18 protein-coding genes are annotated in these 20,470 nt (G+C 71.9%); 10 read left to right on the top strand and 8 right to left on the bottom strand.

The annotated features are described in order from the left end of the window. Positions 1 to 29 precede the first annotated feature (29 nt). Entirely contained in the window at positions 30 to 1,442 is a 1,413-nt protein-coding gene (gene lpdA, locus KV102_RS05080) for a dihydrolipoyl dehydrogenase (RefSeq protein ID WP_220342312.1), read from the bottom strand. Between the two features lie 95 nt (positions 1,443 to 1,537). Here lpdA and KV102_RS05075 point away from each other — a divergent pair, with 95 nt between their 5' ends. Genes KV102_RS05075 through KV102_RS05065 form a run of 3 tightly spaced genes read left to right on the top strand, consistent with a single transcriptional unit; the run spans position 1,538 to position 4,295 of the window. Beyond that, the gene (locus tag KV102_RS05075; protein ID WP_220342311.1) at positions 1,538 to 3,007 is read left to right on the top strand and encodes an NAD(P)/FAD-dependent oxidoreductase; all 1,470 of its coding nucleotides are present in this window, start codon (positions 1,538 to 1,540) and stop codon (positions 3,005 to 3,007) included. Beyond that, the gene (locus KV102_RS05070; protein WP_220345484.1) at positions 3,004 to 3,573 is read left to right on the top strand and encodes a GNAT family N-acetyltransferase; all 570 of its coding nucleotides are present in this window, start codon (positions 3,004 to 3,006) and stop codon (positions 3,571 to 3,573) included. The genes KV102_RS05075 and KV102_RS05070 overlap by 4 nt, the downstream gene beginning before the upstream one ends. Positions 3,574 to 3,614: 41 nt before the next feature. Beyond that, positions 3,615 to 4,295 carry an SIMPL domain-containing protein gene (locus KV102_RS05065; protein WP_220345483.1) on the top strand — a complete coding sequence of 227 codons (681 nt, stop codon included), beginning with the start codon at positions 3,615 to 3,617 and terminating at the stop codon, positions 4,293 to 4,295. Here the strand turns inward: KV102_RS05065 and KV102_RS05060 are convergent. After that, on the bottom strand, positions 4,292 to 6,226 hold the full coding sequence (locus KV102_RS05060) for an acyl-CoA dehydrogenase (RefSeq protein WP_220345482.1): 1,935 nt from the start codon (positions 6,224 to 6,226) through the stop codon (positions 4,292 to 4,294). The two genes, KV102_RS05065 and KV102_RS05060, sit on opposite strands and share 4 nt — an antisense overlap. A gap of 160 nt (positions 6,227 to 6,386) precedes the next feature. Between KV102_RS05060 and KV102_RS05055 the strand changes: the two genes are divergently transcribed. Together KV102_RS05055 and KV102_RS05050 are read left to right on the top strand one after the other, a co-directional pair. After that, positions 6,387 to 6,965: a TetR/AcrR family transcriptional regulator gene (locus tag KV102_RS05055; RefSeq protein ID WP_220342307.1), complete on the top strand. Its 579-nt coding sequence runs from the start codon at positions 6,387 to 6,389 to the stop codon at positions 6,963 to 6,965. A 43-nt stretch (positions 6,966 to 7,008) separates the two neighbouring features. Beyond that, complete coding sequence (locus KV102_RS05050) at positions 7,009 to 9,225, top strand: MMPL family transporter (RefSeq protein WP_220345481.1); 2,217 nt, start codon at positions 7,009 to 7,011, stop codon at positions 9,223 to 9,225. Here the strand turns inward: KV102_RS05050 and KV102_RS05045 are convergent. Beyond that, positions 9,213 to 9,998, bottom strand: a complete 786-nt coding sequence (locus KV102_RS05045) for a lytic murein transglycosylase (RefSeq protein ID WP_308290230.1) — start codon at positions 9,996 to 9,998, stop codon at positions 9,213 to 9,215. The genes KV102_RS05050 and KV102_RS05045 overlap by 13 nt on opposite strands. Before the next feature lie 52 nt (positions 9,999 to 10,050). Between KV102_RS05045 and KV102_RS05040 the strand changes: the two genes are divergently transcribed. After that, complete coding sequence (locus KV102_RS05040; protein WP_220345479.1) at positions 10,051 to 10,875, top strand: NAD-dependent protein deacetylase; 825 nt, start codon at positions 10,051 to 10,053, stop codon at positions 10,873 to 10,875. A gap of 77 nt (positions 10,876 to 10,952) precedes the next feature. Here the strand turns inward: KV102_RS05040 and KV102_RS05035 are convergent, their stop codons facing one another. Continuing rightward, positions 10,953 to 12,080, bottom strand: a complete 1,128-nt coding sequence (locus KV102_RS05035; protein WP_220345478.1) for a hypothetical protein — start codon at positions 12,078 to 12,080, stop codon at positions 10,953 to 10,955. Between the two features lie 151 nt (positions 12,081 to 12,231). Here KV102_RS05035 and KV102_RS05030 point away from each other — a divergent pair, with 151 nt between their 5' ends. Beyond that, the gene (locus KV102_RS05030) at positions 12,232 to 12,765 is read left to right on the top strand and encodes a bifunctional adenosylcobinamide kinase/adenosylcobinamide-phosphate guanylyltransferase (protein ID WP_220345477.1); all 534 of its coding nucleotides are present in this window, start codon (positions 12,232 to 12,234) and stop codon (positions 12,763 to 12,765) included. Positions 12,766 to 12,784: 19 nt separating this feature from the next. On the opposite strand, the gene KV102_RS05025 is transcribed toward KV102_RS05030, so the two are convergent. Next, positions 12,785 to 13,573 (bottom strand): adenosylcobinamide-GDP ribazoletransferase, encoded by a 789-nt coding sequence (locus KV102_RS05025; RefSeq protein ID WP_220345476.1) that lies wholly within the window; start codon positions 13,571 to 13,573, stop codon positions 12,785 to 12,787. A gap of 10 nt (positions 13,574 to 13,583) precedes the next feature. After that, complete coding sequence (gene cobT, locus KV102_RS05020) at positions 13,584 to 14,645, bottom strand: nicotinate-nucleotide--dimethylbenzimidazole phosphoribosyltransferase (RefSeq protein ID WP_220342300.1); 1,062 nt, start codon at positions 14,643 to 14,645, stop codon at positions 13,584 to 13,586. A 239-nt stretch (positions 14,646 to 14,884) separates the two neighbouring features. Here cobT and KV102_RS05015 point away from each other — a divergent pair, with 239 nt between their 5' ends. Beyond that, the gene (locus tag KV102_RS05015; protein WP_220342299.1) at positions 14,885 to 15,220 is read left to right on the top strand and encodes a DUF3311 domain-containing protein; all 336 of its coding nucleotides are present in this window, start codon (positions 14,885 to 14,887) and stop codon (positions 15,218 to 15,220) included. Further along, entirely contained in the window at positions 15,217 to 16,875 is a 1,659-nt protein-coding gene (mctP, locus tag KV102_RS05010; RefSeq protein ID WP_301022366.1) for a monocarboxylate uptake permease MctP, read from the top strand. Before KV102_RS05015 ends, mctP begins: the two co-directional genes overlap by 4 nt. A 24-nt stretch (positions 16,876 to 16,899) precedes the next feature. On the opposite strand, the gene KV102_RS05005 is transcribed toward mctP, so the two are convergent. Next, a complete protein-coding gene (locus tag KV102_RS05005) occupies positions 16,900 to 17,910 on the bottom strand; it encodes an NAD-dependent epimerase/dehydratase family protein (RefSeq protein ID WP_301022365.1) in 1,011 nt (336 codons plus the stop codon). 46 nt (positions 17,911 to 17,956) lie between these two features. Then, entirely contained in the window at positions 17,957 to 19,063 is a 1,107-nt protein-coding gene (cobA, locus tag KV102_RS05000) for a uroporphyrinogen-III C-methyltransferase (protein WP_220345475.1), read from the bottom strand. A gap of 197 nt (positions 19,064 to 19,260) precedes the next feature. On the opposite strand from cobA, the gene cbiE reads away from it, so the two are divergent. Then, entirely contained in the window at positions 19,261 to 20,463 is a 1,203-nt protein-coding gene (cbiE, locus tag KV102_RS04995; protein WP_220345474.1) for a precorrin-6y C5,15-methyltransferase (decarboxylating) subunit CbiE, read from the top strand. Positions 20,464 to 20,470: the final 7 nt, after the last annotated feature.

The following is a 20,470-nucleotide window of genomic DNA, read 5'->3' as shown; positions in this document are numbered from 1 at the left end:
GAGGGGGCTTCGGCGCTCTGGCGTCGAGGTCAGAGGTTGATCATGTGCCCCGCTGCGCCGTGGACGGCCTCCTGCACCGCCTCGGACAGCGTGGGGTGGGCGTGGACGTTGCGTGCCACCTCGTCCGCGGTCAGGTCCCAGCGCTGGGCCAGCGTCAGCTCGCCCAGCATCTCCGTGACCTCAGGGCCGACGAGGTGTGCCCCGAGCAGCTCCTTGTAGGTCGTGTCGGTCACCAGCTTCACGAAGCCCGCCGTGTCGGCCAGGCCGGGCGCCTTCCCGTTGGCGGTGAACGGGAACTTGTCGACCTTGACGTCGAACCCGAGCTCCTTGGCCTGGGCCTCGGTGTAGCCGAACGACGCGATCTGCGGGTGGCAGAACGTCGCGCGCGGCATCATCGCGTAGTCGAGCGGGAACGTCTCGACGCCGCCGATCGTCTCCGCCGCCACGATGCCCTGGGCCTCGGCGACGTGGGCCAGCATCAGCTTGGCGGTGACGTCGCCGATCGCGTAGATGCCGTCGACGTTCGTCCGCATGTAGTCGTCGATCTCGATCGCGCCACGGTCGGAGACCTTGACGCCGGCCTTGTCGAGGCCGATGCCCTCGCTGCGGGGGGCGAAGCCGATGGCCTGGAGGACCTTGTCGGCCTCGAGGACCTCCTCCTTGGCGTTGCCCTCGGGGTTGCGGGTGACGGTCACCTTGACCTTGTCGCCCGAGTCGTCGATCGCGTCGACGCGGGTGGAGGTGAGGATCTCGATCCCGAGCTTCTTGTAGCCGCGGGCGAGCTCCTTGGACACGTCGGCGTCCTCGTTGGGGACGGCGCGGTCGAGGAACTCGACGATCGTCACCTTCACGCCGTACGAGTTGAGGACGTACGCGAACTCGACACCGATCGCGCCGGCACCGGCGATGATGATCGATCCCGGCAGGTCGTCGGCCAGGATCTGCTCCTCGTACGTCACCACGCGCTCGGAGAGCTGAGTGCCGGGGAGCAGGCGGGTCGTCGAGCCGGTGGCGATGATGCACGCGTCGAAGGTGACCTCCTGCGAGCCACCGTCGTTGAGCGCCACCTCGATCGCCTTGGGGCCGGTGAAGGTGCCCGTGCCGTGGATCTCGGCGATCTTGTTCTTCTTCATGAGGAAGTGGACGCCCTTGACGCGCCCGTCGGCGACCTCGCGGCTGCGGGAGTACGCCTTGCCGTAGTCGAGCGTGACGTCACCGACGCCGATACCGAAGACGGACTCGGCCTCGTGCTGGATGATGTGCGCGAGCTCGGCGTTGCGCAGGAGGGACTTGCTGGGGATGCACCCGACGTTGAGGCAGACACCTCCCCAGTACTTGGGCTCGATGACAGCCACGGACTTGCCGAGCTGTGCGGCGCGGATCGCGGCGACGTAACCGCCCGGTCCGGCGCCGAGGACGACGACGTCGTAGTGATCACTCATGTGCCAATCGTAGGGAGGTGAGACACGTCACGCCCCGCCGGTCGCCGCTTCGACCTCATATACGGGTCTCACATCCGCGGCGTACGCTGAAAGTCATGGGAGACTCGCAGATCATGCCCCGGAACCGGCCGCACGTGGTGGTCGTGGGCGGTGGCTTCGGCGGAGTGTCTGCAGTGCGGGCGCTCAAGCGCGCCGACGTCGACGTGACGCTCGTCGACCGGCACACCTACAACACGTTCCAGCCCCTGCTCTACCAGGTCGCGACCTCGACCCTGAACCCCGGCGACATCACGTGGTTCCTGCGTTCGATCCGCTCCAAGCAGGACAACGTGCGCTTCTTGAAGGGCACCGTCACGTCGATGGAGCACTCGACGCGCACCATCAACCTCGACGGCGGCCTGACGCTGTCGTACGACTACCTGATCATCGCCTCCGGCACGACCGCCAACTTCTTCGGCATCCCGGGTGCCGAGGAGTACTCGCTGCCGCTCTACCGCCGTTCGCACGCTCTCGCCGTGCGTGACCGGATGTTCGCGATCCTCGAGGACGCGGCGGTCAACGGCCGCGACACCGAGTTCCGGGCCGTCGTCGTCGGCGGCGGTCCGACCGGCGTCGAGACGGCCGGGGCGCTGGCGGAGATGCGCAACCACGACATGCCGGTCACCTATCCCGAGATCGACACGGAGCGCGTCCACATCACGCTGGTGGAGATGGCGCCCCACGTGCTCGGGCCGTTCGCGCCCAAGCTGCGCAACTACGCTCGCCGGTCGCTGGAGAAGCGCGGGGTCGACCTGCGGCTCGAGACCTCGGTGAAGGAGGTCAGGCCCGACGGCGTGATCGTGAACGACGGGGAGTTCATCCCCGCCGACATGGTCATCTGGGGCTCCGGCATCACCACCCACCCCGTCATCGCGAACTGGGGCGTCCCGCTCGGCCGCGGACGTCGGATCATGGTCGACGACCACCTGCGCGTGCAGGGCCTGGAGAACGTCTACGCCGTGGGCGACATCGCGGTGGAGGACGGGGACCGCGCGCTGCCGCAGCTCGCCCAGCCGGCGCTGCAGGGCGGCAAGTACGCCGCGAAGGACATCCGTGCGCGTCTGAAGGGCAAGGAGCACAAGCCCTTCTCGTACCTCGACAAGGGCACGATGGCGACGATCGGCCGCAGCTCGGCCGTCGCGGAGCTGCGGCCCTTCGGCAAGCTGACCGGCTTCTTCGCGTGGGTGACCTGGATCGTCGTCCACCTGTACTTCCTGCTCGGCGGGCGCAACCGCCTGGCGACGATGATCAACCTGGGGTCCCGCTACATCTTCTGGCGCGGTGGCCACAACGCCATCGTCGGCGAGACCCCGCCGGTCATCGCTCGCGTCGCTCCGCCCGGAGCGGTCCTGAGCACGCCGGCGGGCGCCCTGACCGAGACGCAGGCCTCTGAGACGCAGTCCACTGAGGAGACGGCGCCCGAAGGGGATGCGTCCGAGCAGGTGCTCAAGGAGACGGCCCAGGCCGACGCCGAGGCCGACCAGCAGGTGGAGTCTTCCGCCGGCTCCGTCGACCCTCGCTCGTGACGGGTGCGGCGACCGAGCTGCGCGTCGCGCTCGGTGACGGTTATCTGCTCCGGTCGGTGACGCCCGACGACGCTCCGGCACTGGCGGCGGCCTACCTGCGCAACCGTGCGCACCTGGCTCCGTGGGAGCCGGTGAGAGGCGACGGGTTCTTCGCCGTGGACGAGCAGGCGCGACGACTCCACTCCCGCGTGGCGTCCGACGCCAGGGGCGAGAGCATCACCGCGGTCGTCGTGGACGGGGCGGACGCCGTGGTGGCGTCGGTCAACGTCAACGACATCGTGCGCGTGGTCTTCGGCAACGGTCATCTCGGCTACTGGACCGACGGCGAGCACACCGGTCGAGGGTTGATGACCCGGGCGGTCGCGGCGGTCTGCGACCATGCGCGCGCCGAGGGGCTGCACCGCCTCCAGGCCGCGACGCTGCTGCACAACGCCGGCTCGCAGCAGGTGCTCCGCCGCAACGGCTTCTCGGCGATCGGCGTGGCGCCGGACTACCTCTTCATCGCCGGGGCGTGGCAGGACCACGTCCTGTTCCAGCGGATCCTCAGCGACGCCGACCCTGTCTGACGCCGACGCCTGAGCGGTCCGGTGGCGGCTAGGGTGCGGCCATGCCCAAGATCACCGTGATGGGACGCGCCGTCCAGACCATCGCCGCCGAGCGTGGGACCGTCCGGCTCACCGTGTCGTTCGCGGGAGCGCGCCGCGACGACGTCGTGGCCGCCGCTGCGCGCACTCACGGCACTCTCGTCGGACAGGCCAAGCAGCACGTCACCTCGGGTTCGGCGACGTGGTGGGGGGCCGACCAGGTCTCGGCGTGGATCTACGACGAGTGGATCAAGCCGAGCGCGCAGGAGGACGAGACGAAGGTCCGACGCTTCCGCGCGAGCGCTGGCATACGGGTGACGTTCCGTGACTTCGATGCCCTCTCGCGATGGGTGGGCGAGGTCGCGCTGCTCGACGGCGTCGCCGTCGACGGTGTGGAGTGGGCACTCACCGAGGTGCGTCGCGACGCCGCCGTCGCGACGGTCCGTGCGGACGCGGCGCGCGACGCGGTGGTCCGCGCTCAGGCCTACGCCGGCGCTCTCGGCCTCGGGCCCGTCCAGCTCATCGCGCTGTACGAGCACGGCCTGCGTCCACACGTCGGGCCGGTGTCGGCCTTCGGCGAGGCGACAGCGATGCGAGCGGCTGCCGGGCCGGAGTCGTACGGCGGCATGGAGCTGCGTCCGGACGACATCGAGGTCGGCGCCGAGGTCAGCGCCGACTTCGAGGCCTCGTCGGGCTCTGCCTAGCGCAGCATCTCGACGTCGAGGAGGTTCTCCGGGATCCCGAACGCATCGACCAGGTCGGCGGCGTGGGGCCGCAGCCGCTCGCAGAGCGCGTTGACCGAGGCCGTCACGTTCTTGGCGCGCCCGACCGACAGCCTCCGGTGCTCCAGGAACCATGCCTTGTCGGCCTCCACCACGCTCAGTGCGTAGAGGTCGCAGACGGCGTCGAGGACCGACCGGAGCTCGTCGTCCTCGACCTCGCACACGGCAGCCACGAACGACTCGAGCACCACCCGCTCGACGTGGGCGCGGCCGAGGTGGACCAGGTGGTCCTGCGCCCGGTTGACGGCGGCGAAAGCCTCCGCGCCGGACAGCTTGCGGGCGGCCTGCATGCGGCGGGCGAGCGTGTCGAGCAGGTGCTCCTCGCGGTCGGTGAGCAGCGAGATCTGGGTGCCGCGGTCGAGCAGGTCGGGCTCGTCGCCCTCACGGCGCGTCGCGTCGCGCAGCCGCGCCACCAGCGGTGCCACCGGGGTGCGCTCGAGCACGACCTCGGCGGCGTTGGAGACCGCGAAGCTCGCCATGCCGAGGGGGTCGAGCCCGCGCACGTCGTCGGCGTAGCCGGTGAGCAGCTCCTTGCCGACCAGCTGCATGAGCACGGTGTTGTCACCCTCGAAGGTGGTGAACACGTCGGTGTCGGCCTTGAGGGTGGTGAGGCGGTTCGCGGCCATGTAGCCGGCGCCGCCGCACGCCTCGCGGCACTCTTGGATCGTCTCGGTGGCGTGCCAGGAGGCGTACGCCTTGACCCCGGCGGCGAGTGCCTCGAGGTCGCGCTGCGCGGTGGGGTCGGCCACGGCGCCGCCGCCCTGGATGTTCGAGAGGGTCTCCACGAGGCCGTTCTGAGCGGTCTGGAGGGCGTACGCCCGGGCGAGCGCGGGCAGCAGCCGGCGCTGGTGGGTGCGGTAGTCCATCAGCAGCACCTCCTGCGGCTCGCCCGCAGCGGCGCCCGGTGCGCCGAACTGCCGACGGCGCAGGGCGTAGCGGACCGCGATCGCCAGCGCCTGGCGGGCGGCCGCGCCGCTGGCGCCCGCGATGCTGACACGTCCGCGGATCAGGGTGCCGAGCATCGTGAAGAAGCGGCGGTTGGGGTTCTCGATGGGGGAGGAGTAGGTGCCGTCCTCGGCCACGCTCGCGTAGCGGTCGAGCAGGTTCTCGCGCGGCACTCGGACCTGGTCGAACACGATCCGGCCGTTGTCGACGCCGTTGAGGCCGCCCTTGACCCCGCAGTCGGAGGTGGTGACACCGGGGAGGTCTCGGCCTTCGTCGTCCCGCAGCGGCACGAGAAGGCAGTGGACCCCGCGCGAGTGCGCCTCCTCGCCCGGGCCCGCGGTGACCAGCTGCGCGAAGACCGCGGCCAGCGTCGCGTCGTGGGCGGCGCCGCCGATGTAGTCCTTGCGCGCCGTCGCGGTCGGCGAGTCGATGATGAACTCACCCGTGGCGGCGTCGTACGTCGCTGTCGTCTCGAGGCTCTGGACGTCGCTCCCGTGGCCGGTCTCGGTCATCGCGAAGCAGCCGAGGAGGTCGCCGTCGATGATGCGGGGAAGGTACGTGTCGTGGTGGCGCTGGGTGCCGAGGTTCTCGACGGCGCCGCCGAACAGACCCCACTGGACTCCCGCCTTCACCATCAGCGAGACATCGGCGTACACCAGCATCTCGAACCCGACGATCGAGGCGCCGGGATCTCCCGTGCCGCCGTGGTCCTTGGCGAACCCGGCGGCCGGGATGCCGCTCTTGGCCAGCGCGAGGAGCGCCTCGCGGGTCTGGGTCCGTTGCTCCTCCACGCGGTGGCTCGGGTCGGTGAGGACGCCGGTGCTCGCGAGCAGGTCGCGTGTCGACTCGCGCGCCTGCGCGTACGGGCCGTCGAGGAGGGAGCGGAGGGCCGTGCCGAGGTCTGCCATGCCCCCGACGCTACCTGGGTGCTGGCGGCGACCGACGGGGTGTGAGCGAGCACACCTGTCGGCGATGTTCGTTCTCAGGTGTCGCGGCCTACGATCGATACGAAACGGTTTCGTTTCGCTGTCACGTCATGTCTCGTCCACTGGTCTGCGAGGTCTCTGCATGAGCCGTCTGACGCCCGAACGTACCGACGAGCTGTACGCGGCTGTGCTGCGCCTGCTCGCCGACGTGGGCTACGACAAGCTCACGATGGACGGTGTCGCGGACATGACGCGCTCCAGCAAGGCGACGTTGTATCGCCAGTGGGGCAGCAAGGAGGCGCTGGTCACCAGCGCCATCGGTGCCCTGGCACCGGATGCGTCCGAGCTGCCCGACACCGGCAGTCTGCGCGGGGACCTCCTGGCCCTGGCCTGCGACCACGGTCACGCCGAGGATACCGAGATCGGCCTCGTCGTCGCGGTCATCCACGCCTGCAAGACGCACCCGGAGCTGGCCGAGTCGCTCCGCGAGCGCATCGTCGCCAGCCGGAGCGCCGAGATCGGTGTCCTCCTCGAGCGTGCCGTCGCACGCGGGGAGGTCGCGGCCGACAACCCGGCGCTCCCGTTCGTCGTCGTCACCATGACGGGGCCGGCCCTGCTGCGAGAGGTCATCGACGGAGAGCCGTCCGACCTCGCGTACGTCACCCGGTTCCTCGACGCCGTGCTGCTCCCCGCGCTCGGCGTCACGTCCCCCTCTCCCTGATCCCTCCCACGCGCCCACTGGCGCACGAACCACAGGAGACACCGTGTCCTGGTACCTCTACCGCCTCGGTCGGTGGGCGTTCCGCCACCGCAAGAGTGTCCTCGTCGCGTGGCTGGCCGTCCTGCTGCTCGCGGGGACCGGTGCGGCGACGCTGTCGGGCAAGACCTCGGACAACTTCTCGATGCCGGGTCTGGAGTCGGTCCAGGCGTTCGACCTCATGAAGGAGCGCAACCCCCAGGCCGCCGCCGACGGCGCCACCGCGCGCATCGTCTTCAAGGCCCCCGAGGGCTCGAAGGTCACCGACCCCGAGTTCGCCGGCGTCATCACCGACACGGTGTCGTCGATGGCCGCGGACAAGGGGGTCGTCAACGCTGTCGACCCGTTCCAGGCCAAGCAGGTCTCGCCGGACGAGACGATGGCCTACACGACCGTCACCTACGAGTCGCAGGCCATCGACCTCTCGGAGGCGCAGGTCTCCGCGCTCGAGGAGGCGCCCGAGGCCGGACGCGACGCCGGCATGACCGTCGAGGTGGGCGGTGACGCGCTGACCCAGATCCCCGAGACCGGGAGCTCGGAGATCATCGGCGTCGTCGTCGCGCTGATCGTCCTGATCATCACGTTCGGCTCGCTGATCGCGGCCGGCATGCCGCTGCTGACCGCGCTGATCGGCGTCGGCATCGGCGTCGCGGGGATCACCACCCTGACCGGCTTCATGTCGCTGGGCTCGACCACGCCCATCCTCGCCACCATGCTCGGGCTCGCGGTCGGCATCGACTACGCGCTCTTCATCGTGTCCCGGTACCGGCACGAGGTGATGGTCGGACGCGATCCGGAGGAGGCCTCCGGGCGTGCGGTCGGCACCGCCGGCAGCGCGGTCGTCTTCGCCGGGCTGACGGTCGTCATCGCCCTCGTCGGACTGTCGGTCGTCAACATCTCGATCCTCACCGAGATGGGACTCGCCGCCGCGGCCACGGTCGCGATCGCGGTGCTCATCGCCCTGACCCTGCTGCCGGCCCTCTTCGGCTTCTCCAAGCGCCGCATCATCAAGGGCAAGATCCCGGGTCTGCGGCAGCACGACCCCGAGGCGGACGACCACTCGGGCAAGCCGGCCATGGGCCAGCGCTGGGCCGGACTCGTCACCCGGCGCAAGGCCGTCGCCGCCGTGCTCGGTGTGGCCGTCGCGCTCGTCGCCTCGATCCCCGTCCTCTCGCTGGAGGAGTCCCTGCCCGACGACGGCACCGCCTCGGTCGGGACGACCCAGCGCAAGGCGTACGACCTCATCGCCGAGGGGTTCGGGGCGGGGTCGAACGGACCGCTCCTCGTGGTCGTCGACACCGCGAAGGCCGACGATCCCGAGGCCGCGGTGGCGGAGACGACGAAGGCCGTCGAGGGCATCGACACCGACGTGGCCGCGGTCGTGCCCGGCCAGCCGATGCCGGACACCGACCTCGCCACGATCACCGTCGTCCCCAAGAGCGGCCCCGCAGACCAGGAGACCCAGGACCTGGTCGGCGAGATCCGTGACGCCGTGCAGGACGTGAAGGGCGAGACGGGTGCCGACGTGCTGGTCAGCGGTCAGACGGCCGTCTCGGTGGACGTGTCGGAGAAGCTGGCCGACGCCCTGCCCGTCTATCTGACGCTGGTGGTGGGCCTGGCGTTCGTGCTGCTGATCCTGGTGTTCCGCTCGATCCTGGTGCCGCTGTCGGCGGTCCTGGGCTTCCTCCTCACCATCGGGATGGCGCTGGGCGCGACCGTGGCGGTCTTCCAGTGGGGCTGGCTGGCCGACGTGTTCGGTGTGGACACGCCAGGGCCGATCATCAGCATCCTGCCGCTGCTCATGGTGGGCATCCTGTTCGGGCTCGCCATGGACTACCAGGTGTTCCTGGTGTCGCGGATGCGGGAGGACTACGTCCACAGCAAGGACGCCCAGCGCGCCGTCGTCAACGGGTTCAGCCACAGCGCCCGCGTGGTGACCGCCGCGGCGATCATCATGATCTCGGTCTTCGGCAGCTTCATCATCAGCGACGAGGCGATGATCAAGCCGATCGGCTTCGGACTCGCCTTCGGCATCCTCGCCGACGCGTTCCTGGTCCGGATGACGCTGATCCCGGCCTTCATGGCGATCGCCGGCCGCTCCGCCTGGTGGCTTCCCGCCTGGCTGGACAAGATCATCCCGGACCTCGACATCGAGGGCGACGCGCTCGCCAAGCGCCTCGGAGAGCGGACTGAGTCGGAGCCCGTCGGCGCTCAGGCGCCGTAGGAGTCGGCCGCGGCCAGCACCGCGGCAACGTAGGCGTCGGAGTGGTTGTACGACCTCACCGCGGCGGTCCACCCGGACCCCGTGGTGAGGTCGTCGCCGTTGGCGCACAGATAACGGCCGGCGGCGTACGCGGCGTCGTCGAGGTCCGCACGGTCTGCCACGCCGTCGCCGTCGCCGTCGGAGCCCCACCGTCGCCACGTGCTCCCGATGAACTGCATCGGGCCGACGGCGTGGTCCCAGGCCGGGTTGCCGTGGGCGGCGGTGTCGTCGGCCGAGGCCGCGAGCGCGGAGACGCCGCCGGTGCCGTCGAGCGCCGGACCGTGGATCGGTCGCCGGGTGGTCCCGTCGGCGAGCAGCGTGTTGCCGTCGATGGTGCCGTGCTGCGACTCGACCCAGCCGATGCCGGCCAGCGTCGTCCACCCCAGGCGACAACCGGGATCCTCCTCCTCGAGCCGCAGGGCGGCTCTCGCATAGGCGGTCACCGCCCTGGCCGCGATCCCGGTCCGACCGGCCTCCGCCGACACCCATCCGCGGTCGAGGCCCGATCCGAGCCTCCCGACGCCCGAGTCGAGCGACGAGGTCGCGAGGAGAGGAGCGGTCGTGGAGGCCGTGGCCGCAGCCGTGGACGGTGGGTCGTACGCGCTCACGCTGGCCGCACCCACACGCGCGTCCGCGCCGGCGCCCGCCCACGTCAGCAGCCCGACCGTCGCGCACAGCACCCCGAGCGCAGCGGGGACCACCACACCCTTGCTCCACGCGACCCGGCTGTTCACGCTGGCCAGCGTAGACGCCGTCGCGTCGCCGGGTCCCTCGTACGCTGGAAGCGTGGACATCGTCACTGAGCAGCCGGCGCTCGACGAGGTGCGTGCCCTGCTCGACGGGCGGCGCGTGGTCGCGTTGACCGGCGCTGGCATCAGCACCGACTCCGGCATCCCGGACTACCGCGGACCGGGCTCGGCGCCGCGTCAGCCGATGACGTACCAGGAGTTCGTGGCCAGCCCGCAGGCGCAGCAGCGCTACTGGGCCCGGGCCCACATCGGCTGGCGGCACATGACCGGTGCCGAGCCGAACGCCGGCCACCACGCGCTGGTCGCCTTGGAGCAGGCCGGCATGGTCTCAGCGGTGATCACCCAGAACGTCGACGGGCTGCACGAGGCCGCCGGCCAGCGCGAGCTCGTCGCCCTGCACGGGCGGATCGCCGACGTCGTCTGCCTGGGCTGCGGCGCCCGTTCGCCGCGCGCCGAGCTGCACGAACGGCTCGACGTCCTGAACCCCGGCTACGGCGACGGCGCGTACGCGATCGCACCCGACGGCGACGCGGTGCTGGAGGAGACCAGCACGTTCCGGGTCGCCCCGTGCCTGAGGTGCGGCGGCATCCTGAAGCCGGACGTGGTCTTCTTCGGCGAGAGCGTCCCGAAGCCGCGCGTGGAGCGCTGCCGCGCGCTGGTCGACGCCGCGGACGCGGTTCTCGTCGTCGGGTCGTCGCTGCAGGTGATGTCCGGGCTGCGCTTCGTCCGGCAGGCGGCGAAGGCCGGGAAGCCCGTGGTGATCGTGAACCGGGGGGCGACCCGCGGGGACGACCTGGCAACCCTGAAGCTCGACGCCGGGTGCGCGGAGACGCTCGTCCCGCTGGCGGCCTCGGTCTGCTGACCTCCGTCGGAGCGAGGCGGCCCGGCGATCATCGGAGGTCGCAGGCCTCGGCGTGCGAGACCAGCGCGGTCGCCCCGTCAGGCGTCAGCACGAACAGTCGCCCGCGTGTCATCGCCAGGTGCGACACGTGCGGCTGCGGCAGGTCGGTGGCGGCCCAGCGTGCGGTGTCGGCCGAGACCAGGGCCGTACGGGACTCTGCTCCGACCGCGATCGCCGCGCAGCTGCCGTCGTACGCGGCGCGCGGCTGTGCGACGTACGGCTCGACCCGGACCGCAGGCAGCCGGATGCGGCGGACGTCCTCGGCACCGATGCCACCCGGCGAGCCGGTCGCCGACCCATCCCGCGACGAGGCAGGCGTCACCGGCGCACGCGACGTCGACGGCTCCGCTGGAAGGACCGTCGGATGTGCCCAGCGCGAGCCGTCGCCACGTCCGCAGGTCCGGTGTGGTCCACGCGGCCGCGGTCTGACGGGTGCCGTCGTCGTCGGTCACGGTCTCGGTGCCGACGACCACGACCGCGGACCCGGTCGCGCCGACGGCCGTCGGCAGGGCCTGGACGTCGCCGGCGCTGGAGAAGGGACCGATGTCGGTACGCCGAACCCATCGGCCGCCGTCCTCGCGCCACACGGCGGGGGACAGGCGCGACGGCGACGTCGCCCAGCTCCCGACGACAGCGTCGACAGGAGCGGCCGTGACCCCGGCGAGCCCTCCGGCCGACGGACCGCCGAAGGTCTCGAAGACCTGAGCCACCTCCGCGACGCCGTCGAGCGTCCCCGACCACGCCGTCCAGCGCGGCATCAGGTGCGCGCCTCCCGTCGCGTTGCCGAGGGCGACGACGCCACCGTCGGGAGCGACGGCGAGGTGGACCAGGGACGCGATGCGGCCGTACCCCGTGGCAGGCTCCAGCGGGACGTCTGCCCAGACCGATCCCTCGTGCGCCAGCAGGCGCGGACGTGCACCGTCTCCACTGCCGACCGACCCGCCGACCACGAGGCGGTCACCGGCCGCCTCCACGGACGCCGGTCGTGTCCGGCCCGGAAGCGGCTCGGCGAACCAGCCCCCGGGCAGCGTCGCGCGTGCGGGCGGGGCCAGTGACGCGGGGGCCGGGGTGGGGTTTGAGGAGACGTCGTCGACGCGGTCTGCCGCCGAGGAGCATGCGGTGAGCGCGACCACCGTCGTCGCCAGCGAGAGGACCACCCGGTGCATGGGTCGACCGTACGACGGCGGGAGCCCTCGTGGCCTGCGCCGGCCAGGACAGCCGCCACGTGAGACCCGGTGAGGCGGTCGGGCCTGCACCGTGCGAGGCTCGCAGGAGAGCTGGAGCCAGGACGGCCTTCACGGGGTGAGAGGGGCGGACATGAGCCGCAGAGTGCTGGTCACCGGAGGCGTACGCTCCGGCAAGTCGCGGTACGCGGAGTCGCTGCTGGCGCGCCAGCAGCACGTCACCTACATCGCGCCGGGACCCATCCCGGACGGCAGCGACCTCGACTGGCAGGCGCGGATCCTCCAGCACCAGCGGCGTCGGCCCGAGGGCTGGACGACGATCGAGACCGTCGACGTCGCGGGTGCGCTCAGGGGTGCCGAGACGCCCGTCCTGGTCGACTGCATCGGCACCTGGGTGACGGCCGTGCTGGACGAGCTCGGGGCGTGGGAGGTTCCGGAGGACCAGTGGCGCCCCGAGGCCGAGAAGCGGATCGAGAGCCTGGCCCAGGCGTGGCTCGCGCGCGATCGGCTGAGCGTCGCGGTGACCAACGAGGTCGGGTTCGGCGTGGTGCCGGACCACCGGTCGGGCCGCATCTTCCGCGACGTCCTCGGGATGACCAACCAGCGGCTGGCCGAGGCGTCCGCCGAGGTGGCGCTCGTCGTCGCGGGGCGCGTGCTCCACCTCTGACCGACGGCCGCACGCCGGCTCAGGCCGCGGCGACCACGACGCACAGCACGGTGAGCGCGACCTCGACGCAGGCGCCGACGACATCGCCGGTGATGCCGCCGAGCAGTGCGACCGCTCGGCGGACGAGGATCACGACGACCGCTGCGGCGACGACGACGGCCGCCGCTCCCTGCCACCACGGTGCGGCGCCGGCCGCGGACGCGAGGCCGACCGCCGCGGCGGCGACCACGGCGACGCCGACAGCGGCAGGCAGGGGCACCGAGCGGGCCACCGCGGCACCGAGCCCGCCGGTCGTCGCGGGCGGTACCGGCGAGGCGCAGGGGGCGACAACCGCCGCGCGAGAGACGCACACCAGGACGCCGACGAGGAGCCACCCGTACGGACGGCTAGCGACGGTGCCCAGACCCGCCGCCTGGATGAGCAGGACGACGACGAGTGCGACCACCCCCGCCGGCCCGACGTCGCCGGACTTCATGATCGCGAGCCGACGGGAACGGTCGTACGGGGCAGCAAGCCCGTCGACGGTGTCGGCGAGACCGTCGAGGTGGAGGGCGCGGGTGCCGAGGGCGATCGCGGTCACCGCGAGCGCGCCGGTGATCAGCGCCGGGAGCCCGGCCGCGGAGCCGAGGGCGACGACGACCGCGGCGGCCGCGCTGAGCGGCAGCGCCGCCAGCGGTGCCAGCAGCATCGCGACGCGTGCGCGGGGGCGGTCGACGACCGACGGCGCCGCCACCCGGATGGTGGTGAACGTCCCGGCCGCCAGGAGCGCGGCGTCGGTGAGGACACCCCGAGCCGGTCGGTCGCCCATCACGGCGATGTCAGGCGTCCTGCGGGCCGAGCACGTCGGCGAGCAGCGACACCTCGGACAGCAGCGAGGCCGCAGAACGGAGGACGGGGAGTGCGGCGACGGCGCCACTGCCCTCGCCCAGCCGCATGCCGAGGTCGAGCAGAGGCTCCAGCCCGAGCTTGGACAGCGCCGACGCCTGCGCGGGCTCCGGCGAACGGTGACCGGCCGCGAACCACGCCGCCGACCCAGGGGCGAGGTCCTCGGCCACCAGGGCGCACGCCACCGAGATCACCCCGTCGAGGAGGATCGGGACTCCTCGGCGCGCGGCTTCGGTGAGGAACCCGACCTGGGCGGCCAGGTCGGCCGACCCGAGCGCGGTCAGACGGTCGATCGGGTCGGCCGTGCGGTCGCCCGCGCGCTCGAGCGCCTGAGCGACCACGGCCTCCTTGCGTGCGAGGGCTTCCCCGTCGACGCCCGAGCCGCGGCCCGTCACCTCGGCCGCGCTCAGGCCCAGAGACGCCGCGACCAGGGCCGCAGAGGGCGTGGTGTTGCCGATCCCCATGTCGCCGGCGACAAGGAGGTCGGCACCGGCCGCGACCTCCTCGACGGCGACGGCGACCCCGGCCGCGAGGGCCGCGGCCGTCTCCGCCGGAGCGAGCGCGTCCTCGAGGTGGATGGCGCCCGAGCTCCGGCGAACCTTGTGCGCCGTCACCTCGGCCGGGAACGCGGTCGCGTCGACGTCGACGGCGATGTCGAGCACCCGCAAGGTGGCCCCGTGAGCTCGGGCCAGGACCGCCACTCCAGCGCCGCCGGAGAGGAACTGCCGAACCATCAGAGCGGTGATCTCCGACGGGTAGGCCGAGACCCCGTGACGGGTGACGCCGTGGTCGCCGGCGAACACGACGACGCGGACGTTGCTCGGCGGTCGAGGCGGACACTGCCCTTGCACGGACGCCAGCCACACCGCGCACTCACCCAGCCGCCCGAGTGCTCCCGCGGGCGTCGCGAGACCAGCGAGACGCTCCTCCGCGCGGCGCCGTACGTCCGCCGACGGCGGGGCGACCCGGCCCTGGCCGACCTGCGGTTGAGTCATCGAGAGGCCCTTCCGAGCGGGTGGTGAGAGGTCTCCTCACCCTAATCCTGTGCCGCCGGGCGACCAGTGGCGACCGTCCGTCGCGACATACCGACCGCTCACCGACAGGAGCCGTGTCCCCGTGGACCGGTGCGGACGCCACTGGCAGCGTGTGAGCGCGGTCACACGGGGTGACGACGACCTCCCCGCGCGACGCAGACCTCGGGCCCGCCCAGGGCCGTGACGCGAAAGGGTTGCCGATGACCTCCGGACCTCCGCCGACTGCCGACGATCCCACCCTGCACGAGACGACGCCACCGGCCAACAAGCCGCTGCTGGTCCTGGCCACCGTGCTGCTCGCCATCCCCGTGATCGCCTTGCTGTGGGTCGACTCGTACGCCCGCATCGAGCCGAAGCTCGGACCGTGGCCGTTCTTCTTCTGGTACCAGTTCCTCTGGGTCTTCATCACCGCCGCCCTGACCTACACCTCGTACCGGATCGTGCTGGTCGCGCGGCCGCACCGCCCTATGCACCATCGCGACGAGCACCATCCCGACGAGCAGACGGACAGCGATCGAGCGGAGGGTGACCGGTGAGCAACGTCAACGGGGTCGGCCTGACCGTCCTGATCCTGCTCTTCGCGCTCGTCACGGTGATGGGGTTCTACGCGTCGCGGTGGCGACGCCCGCCGTCGATGGAGTCGCTCGACGAGTGGGGACTCGGCGGACGCAAGTTCGGCACGTGGGTGACGTGGTTCCTGCTCGGCGGCGACCTCTACACGGCCTACACGTTCGTCGCCGTGCCCGCCGCGATGTTCGCCACCGGAGCCGTCGCCGGCTTCTTCGCCGTGCCGTACACGATCGTGCTCTATCCGATCATCTTCGTGTTCATGGCGCGGCTGTGGTCGGTGAGCCACCGGCACGGATACGTCACGCCGGCCGACTTCGTCCGCGGTCGCTACAGCAGTCGCGAGCTCTCGCTGGCCGTCGCGATCACCGGCTTCCTCGCGACGATGCCCTACATCGCGCTCCAGCTGGTCGGCATCCAGGCGGTCCTCGAGGTGGCCGGCCTCGGCGGCGGCTCCAACTGGGTCGCGAAGGACGCGCCGCTGTTCATCGCGTTCGCCCTGCTCGCGGCGTACACCTACTCCTCGGGTCTGCGGGCGCCGGCGGTGATCGCGTTCGTGAAGGACACGCTCATCTATCTCGTCATCATCGTCGCGATCATCTACCTCCCCACCAAGGTCGGTGGCTGGGACGCGATCTTCGGCGCCGCCCAGGACAAGATGAGCACCCCGAACCCGGCGACGGGCGCGCCGACCGGCTCGTTCATCCCGACCGGGATCGACGCCCACTGGGCCTACGCGACGCTCGCCCTCGGCTCGGCGCTGGCGCTGTTCATGTATCCGCACTCCATCACTGCCACCCTGTCGAGCCAGAGCCGCAACACGATCAGGCGCAACGCGTCGATCCTGCCGGCGTACTCGTTCATCCTCGGTCTGCTCGCGCTGCTGGGGTGGGTCGCGATCGCCGCCGGGACGCAGCCGATCGGACTCGACGGCGAGCCGAACGCCCAGCTGGTGATCCCCCAGCTGTTCGAGGACATGTTCCCGGCGTGGTTCGCCGGCGTCGCCTGGGCGGCGATCGCGATCGGGGCACTGGTGCCGGCGGCGATCATGTCGATCGCGGCGGCGAACACGTTCACCCGCAACGTCTACAAGGAGTTCATCAAGCCGGACGCGACGCCGAAGCAGGAGGCGCAGGTCTCCAAGCTGTCGTCGCTGGTCGTCAAGCTGTTCGCGCTCGTCTTCGTGCTCACGCTCGACCGGCAGAACGCGATCAACTTCCAGCTGCTGGGCGGCATCTGGATCTTGCAGACCCTGCCCGCGATCGTATTCAGCCTCTACACGAGGTGGTTCCACCGCTGGGGTCTGCTGCTCGGGTGGGCCGTGGGCATGGTGTACGGGACGATCACGGCGTACAACGTGGTCAACCCGACCACGGGCGGCCACTTCGGCGGCTCGCTGGCCGACATCCCCGTGATCGGGACGCTCGGATACATCGCGTTGACCGCCTTCGCGATCAACGTGCTCGTCGCTGCCCTGATCACGGTGGCGCTGCGTGCCGGCAAGGTCGACAACGGGCACGACGAGACCATCGCGGGGGACTACTTCGCCGATGCGGGAGACCCGCGGGTCATGAAGAGGCTCCCTCTCGTCGGCGAGCCGACCGGGAGGGACACGACGTCCTGACGACGGCTAGGTCCTGACGACGGCTCAGGGGAAGCGGGAGTCGGGCTGCAGCGGTGGCAGCCCGGATCCCGCGCCCTCGCGAGCACCGACCACCATGGCCGAGAGCGCGTCCGCCGCGCTGTGCTGCGGTTCCCAGCCGAGCTCGGCCCGGGCCCGTGCCGTCGACATCACCGGGAGGCGCAGCAGGGCGTCGAAGAGGTCGCCCGGAGCGCCGACGAGCCGGGCTCGCCACGCTCCTTCGACGACCGCCCGAGTGAGGCGCGCCGGGACCTCGAACGTCCGTGCGTCGAGGATCCGTCCCAGCTCGTCCTGGCCCAGGACATCGGCGGCCGCGATGTTGAAGGCGCCGTGGACCGGCCGCTCGACCGCCTCCGCGTACGCCCGCGCAAGGTCGCCCGCGTGGACCGCCTGCAGCCGGAGCCCGCGAGGGATCGGGACGACGGGCAGGATGCGGCGCTCGAGCATCCAGGGGCGGAGTGCGGGAGCGCCGAAGATGCGTCGCTGCTCGGACCCTGCCGAGCGCTGGAAGACGAACGCCGGGCGCATCCGTACGACCCGGACGTCGGGCCGCTGAGCCTCGAACGCGTCCAGCAGCCGCTCGACATAGGCCTTCTCCCGGCAGTACGCCGCAGGCGAGGGGCCGTCGGTCGGCCAACCCTCGTCGACCGGGTGGTCGTCGACGGCGGGCGAGTACGCGCCGACCGACGAGGCGACCACCACGACCGGGACCCGGCTCCGTGCGGCGCTCTGGAGGACCCGCCGAGTCCCGACGGCGTTCGCCTCCCACGTCGTGTCGGGATCGTGGGTCGGCTGGAACATCCACGCCAGATGGACGAACGCGTCGCACCCCTCGAGCACGGCGTCGAGGCGGTCGTCGGCGACGTCCGCGGCGTGCCACTCGATCGAGCCCTGCTCGGTCTCGGTGGCCTCGGGAACCCGGCGCGCGACCGCAACGATGTCGTGCCCCCGGCTGCCCAGCTCTCTGAGCAGCGCACTGCCGACGTTGCCACTTGCCCCTGTCACCACCACGCGCACGCGCTGCTCCCTTCGTCGCAGACCCGATACCCCGCCGGCGAGGAGGTCAAACGGAGGGAGCGAAGCCCGCGACGCGTCCGACGATCGTGACCGCCGGTGCGCCGATGCCGGCCTCGGCCACCCGCGAGGCGATGGTGGCGACGTCGCCTCGGACGACGCGCTGGGTCGGGAGCGCGGCGTCGGCGATCGTGACCGCCGGCGTCGCCGGGTCCAGCCCTTCGGCGACGAACGTCTGCGTGATCGCGGGAAGGGTCGCGACCGCCATGAGCAGGACGATGTCGGTCCCGGTGCGCGCGAGTGCTCCCCAGTCGACCGTCGAGCGGGGATCACCGGGAGGCACGTGGCCCGAGACCACCGTGAACCCCTGGGTGAGGCCGCGGTGGGTCACCGGGATCCCGGCCAGCGCCGGCCCCGCGATGGCCGACGTCACCCCCGGCACGACGACGACGGGGATGCCGGCCGCCGTGCACGCCTCCATCTCCTCGCCTCCACGCCCGAAGACGAAGCTGTCACCGCCCTTGAGGCGCACCACGCGCCGACCGGCCCGGGCGTGCTCGACGAGGATCCGGTTGATCGCCTCCTGCGGGGTTGAGCGACCCCGAGGGATCTTGCCGACGTCGATCACCTCGACGTCCAGGCCGTGGAGCACCCCCAAAGGGGCGAGGCGGTCGGTCACGACGACGTCGGCGGTGCGGACCGCCTCCAGGCCGGCGACCGTGATCAGCCCTGGATCGCCCGGGCCGCCGCCGACGAGGGTCACGGACCCGCCTCCTGCTCGGGGCCGCGCCGCGTCGGTGTCGGAGCCAGTGTCGGAGCCGGGCCCGGGCACCGCGTCGGGGATGGTGCACCACCGGCCGAAAGCCCGTGCGTCCCCGGCGACCCGTGCGTCGAGACCCGGATCGCCCGTGGCGGGGACGACGAGGTCGTGATCGGAGACGTCCGCGGTGTCGTACGCCCGGGAGTCCCAGCGCAGCAGCCCTCGCTCGGCGAGGTCCTGGACGGACTGGACGACCTCGGGGGCGATCACCGTGATCGCGGCGCCCGCGTCGCGCAGCGCCGCGATCCGGCCGAGCGCGGTGGACCCTCCGCCGACCACGAGGACACGGCGACCGGAGACGGGAAGGGTCGTCCGGAAACCTGCGTCACGTGCCATCGGCCAGACCATCCTCTCGGCGCTGCGAGGGGGTGGCGCCGGCGGCGCCTCCCAGGGCCACGATCGTAGGCGCGGGTCGGCAGGTGCCTCCTGATCCGCCGCATCGCGGACATTCCGGGACGCCGTGGCTGCCGATCCTCCCCGATGCGCGGGGCGGGCTTGGGTCAGGACCCCGATGACGGATAGCGTCTGCGTCCATGCAGCGGATCACGGTCGTAGGCATCGGTGCGGACGGCTGGGACGGGCTCGCGATGGAGTCGCGGCGCCTCGTCCGGGAGGCCGAGGTCGTCATGGGCGACAAGAGGCATCTCGACTCCGTCCCCTGGTCGTGGTGGCAGGCCAGGGTCGAGTGGCCGTGGCCGGTCGAGGAGGCGCTCCCGGGTCTGCTGGAGGAGCACGACGGCAAGCGCATCGTGGTCCTGGCCGCCGGAGACCCGCTCGTCGCGGGCATCGCGACCCCACTGGTGAACCTCGTCGGCGCCGACGACGTCGACGTGATCCCGACCGTCTCGTCGGAGTCTCTCGCCCGGGCGCGGATGCGGTGGTCGTTCGACGAGACCTCGCTGGTGTCGCTGCACGGGCGCGACGTCCGCCGCCTGCTCCCGCACCTCGCCCCGGGCCGCAAGCTCATCGTGCTGTCGTCGGACGGCGGCACCCCCGCGTCGGTCGCGGCGCTGCTCGTCACGCAGGGGTACGGCGAGACCGCCATGACCGTCCTCAGCGACCTGGGTGGCCTCGCGGAGTCCCGTACCGAGGCCACGGCCGCCGCGTGGCGCGACCGAGTCTCGGCGGAGGTCAACGTCATCTGCCTGGAGTGCGTCGCGGACGGGTCGCGCCGTTCTGCGATGTCGAGCGTGCCGGGGCTTCCCGAGGCCGCGTTCGGATCGGAGATCGCCCCGATCGGCCGCGATGCGCGTGCTGCGGCCCTGTCGCGCCTGGCTCCTGCGGGTGGTGACCTCCTGTGGGCGCTGGGTGCCGGTGCCGCCTCGGTCGCGATCGAGTGGCTGCGCAGCGAGCCCCTCGCCGCCGCGGTGGTCGTGGTCGGGGCTGACGAGGCCGTCGCGGTCAAGGAGAGCGCGGCCGACCTCGGCGTTCCTGAGCTGCGGATCGTCGAGGGCGCGGCACCTGCCGCGCTCGACGGTCTCGACGCCCCCGACGCGGTGTTCGTCGGCGGTGGGGCCGCCGACGCCCCGATCCTCGACGCGGTGCGAAGTGCCGTACGCCCCGGGGGTCGGCTGGTCGTCCAGGCGGCGTCCCTCGATGAGGAGGCGGCGCTGCTCGAGCTCTTCCGGGCGCACGACGGCGAGCTCGTGCGGATCGGCGTCGAGGAGGTCCTCCCCGCAGACTCGCTCGCGTGGACGCCGCGGCGGGCCGTCGTGCAGTGGAGCCTGGTGCGCTGACCCGGCT

Origin of the sequence: Mumia sp. zg.B53 (assembly GCF_019550935.1) — a bacterium.
Classification (GTDB): Bacteria; Actinomycetota; Actinomycetes; order Propionibacteriales; family Nocardioidaceae; genus Mumia.
The sequence above is the reverse complement of the archived record's forward strand: the minus strand, read 5'-3'. Positions and strand labels throughout refer to the sequence as shown.

What these genes read in the sequence shown, in the direction of transcription:
- KV102_RS05075 (WP_220342311.1), top strand. Translation starts at nt 1,538, where the DNA reads ATGGGAGACTCGCAGATCATGCCCCGGAACCGGCCGCACGTGGTGGTC.
- KV102_RS05065 (WP_220345483.1), top strand. Translation starts at nt 3,615, where the DNA reads ATGCCCAAGATCACCGTGATGGGACGCGCCGTCCAGACCATCGCCGCC.
- KV102_RS05030 (WP_220345477.1), top strand. Translation starts at nt 12,232, where the DNA reads ATGAGCCGCAGAGTGCTGGTCACCGGAGGCGTACGCTCCGGCAAGTCG.
- KV102_RS05025 (WP_220345476.1), bottom strand. Translation starts at nt 13,573, where the DNA reads ATGGGCGACCGACCGGCTCGGGGTGTCCTCACCGACGCCGCGCTCCTG.
- cobT (WP_220342300.1), bottom strand. Translation starts at nt 14,645, where the DNA reads ATGACTCAACCGCAGGTCGGCCAGGGCCGGGTCGCCCCGCCGTCGGCG.
- KV102_RS05055 (WP_220342307.1), top strand. Translation starts at nt 6,387, where the DNA reads ATGAGCCGTCTGACGCCCGAACGTACCGACGAGCTGTACGCGGCTGTG.
- KV102_RS05060 (WP_220345482.1), bottom strand. Translation starts at nt 6,226, where the DNA reads ATGGCAGACCTCGGCACGGCCCTCCGCTCCCTCCTCGACGGCCCGTAC.
- lpdA (WP_220342312.1), bottom strand. Translation starts at nt 1,442, where the DNA reads ATGAGTGATCACTACGACGTCGTCGTCCTCGGCGCCGGACCGGGCGGT.
- KV102_RS05015 (WP_220342299.1), top strand. Translation starts at nt 14,885, where the DNA reads ATGACCTCCGGACCTCCGCCGACTGCCGACGATCCCACCCTGCACGAG.
- cobA (WP_220345475.1), bottom strand. Translation starts at nt 19,063, where the DNA reads ATGGCACGTGACGCAGGTTTCCGGACGACCCTTCCCGTCTCCGGTCGC.
- cbiE (WP_220345474.1), top strand. Translation starts at nt 19,261, where the DNA reads ATGCAGCGGATCACGGTCGTAGGCATCGGTGCGGACGGCTGGGACGGG.
- KV102_RS05035 (WP_220345478.1), bottom strand. Translation starts at nt 12,080, where the DNA reads ATGCACCGGGTGGTCCTCTCGCTGGCGACGACGGTGGTCGCGCTCACC.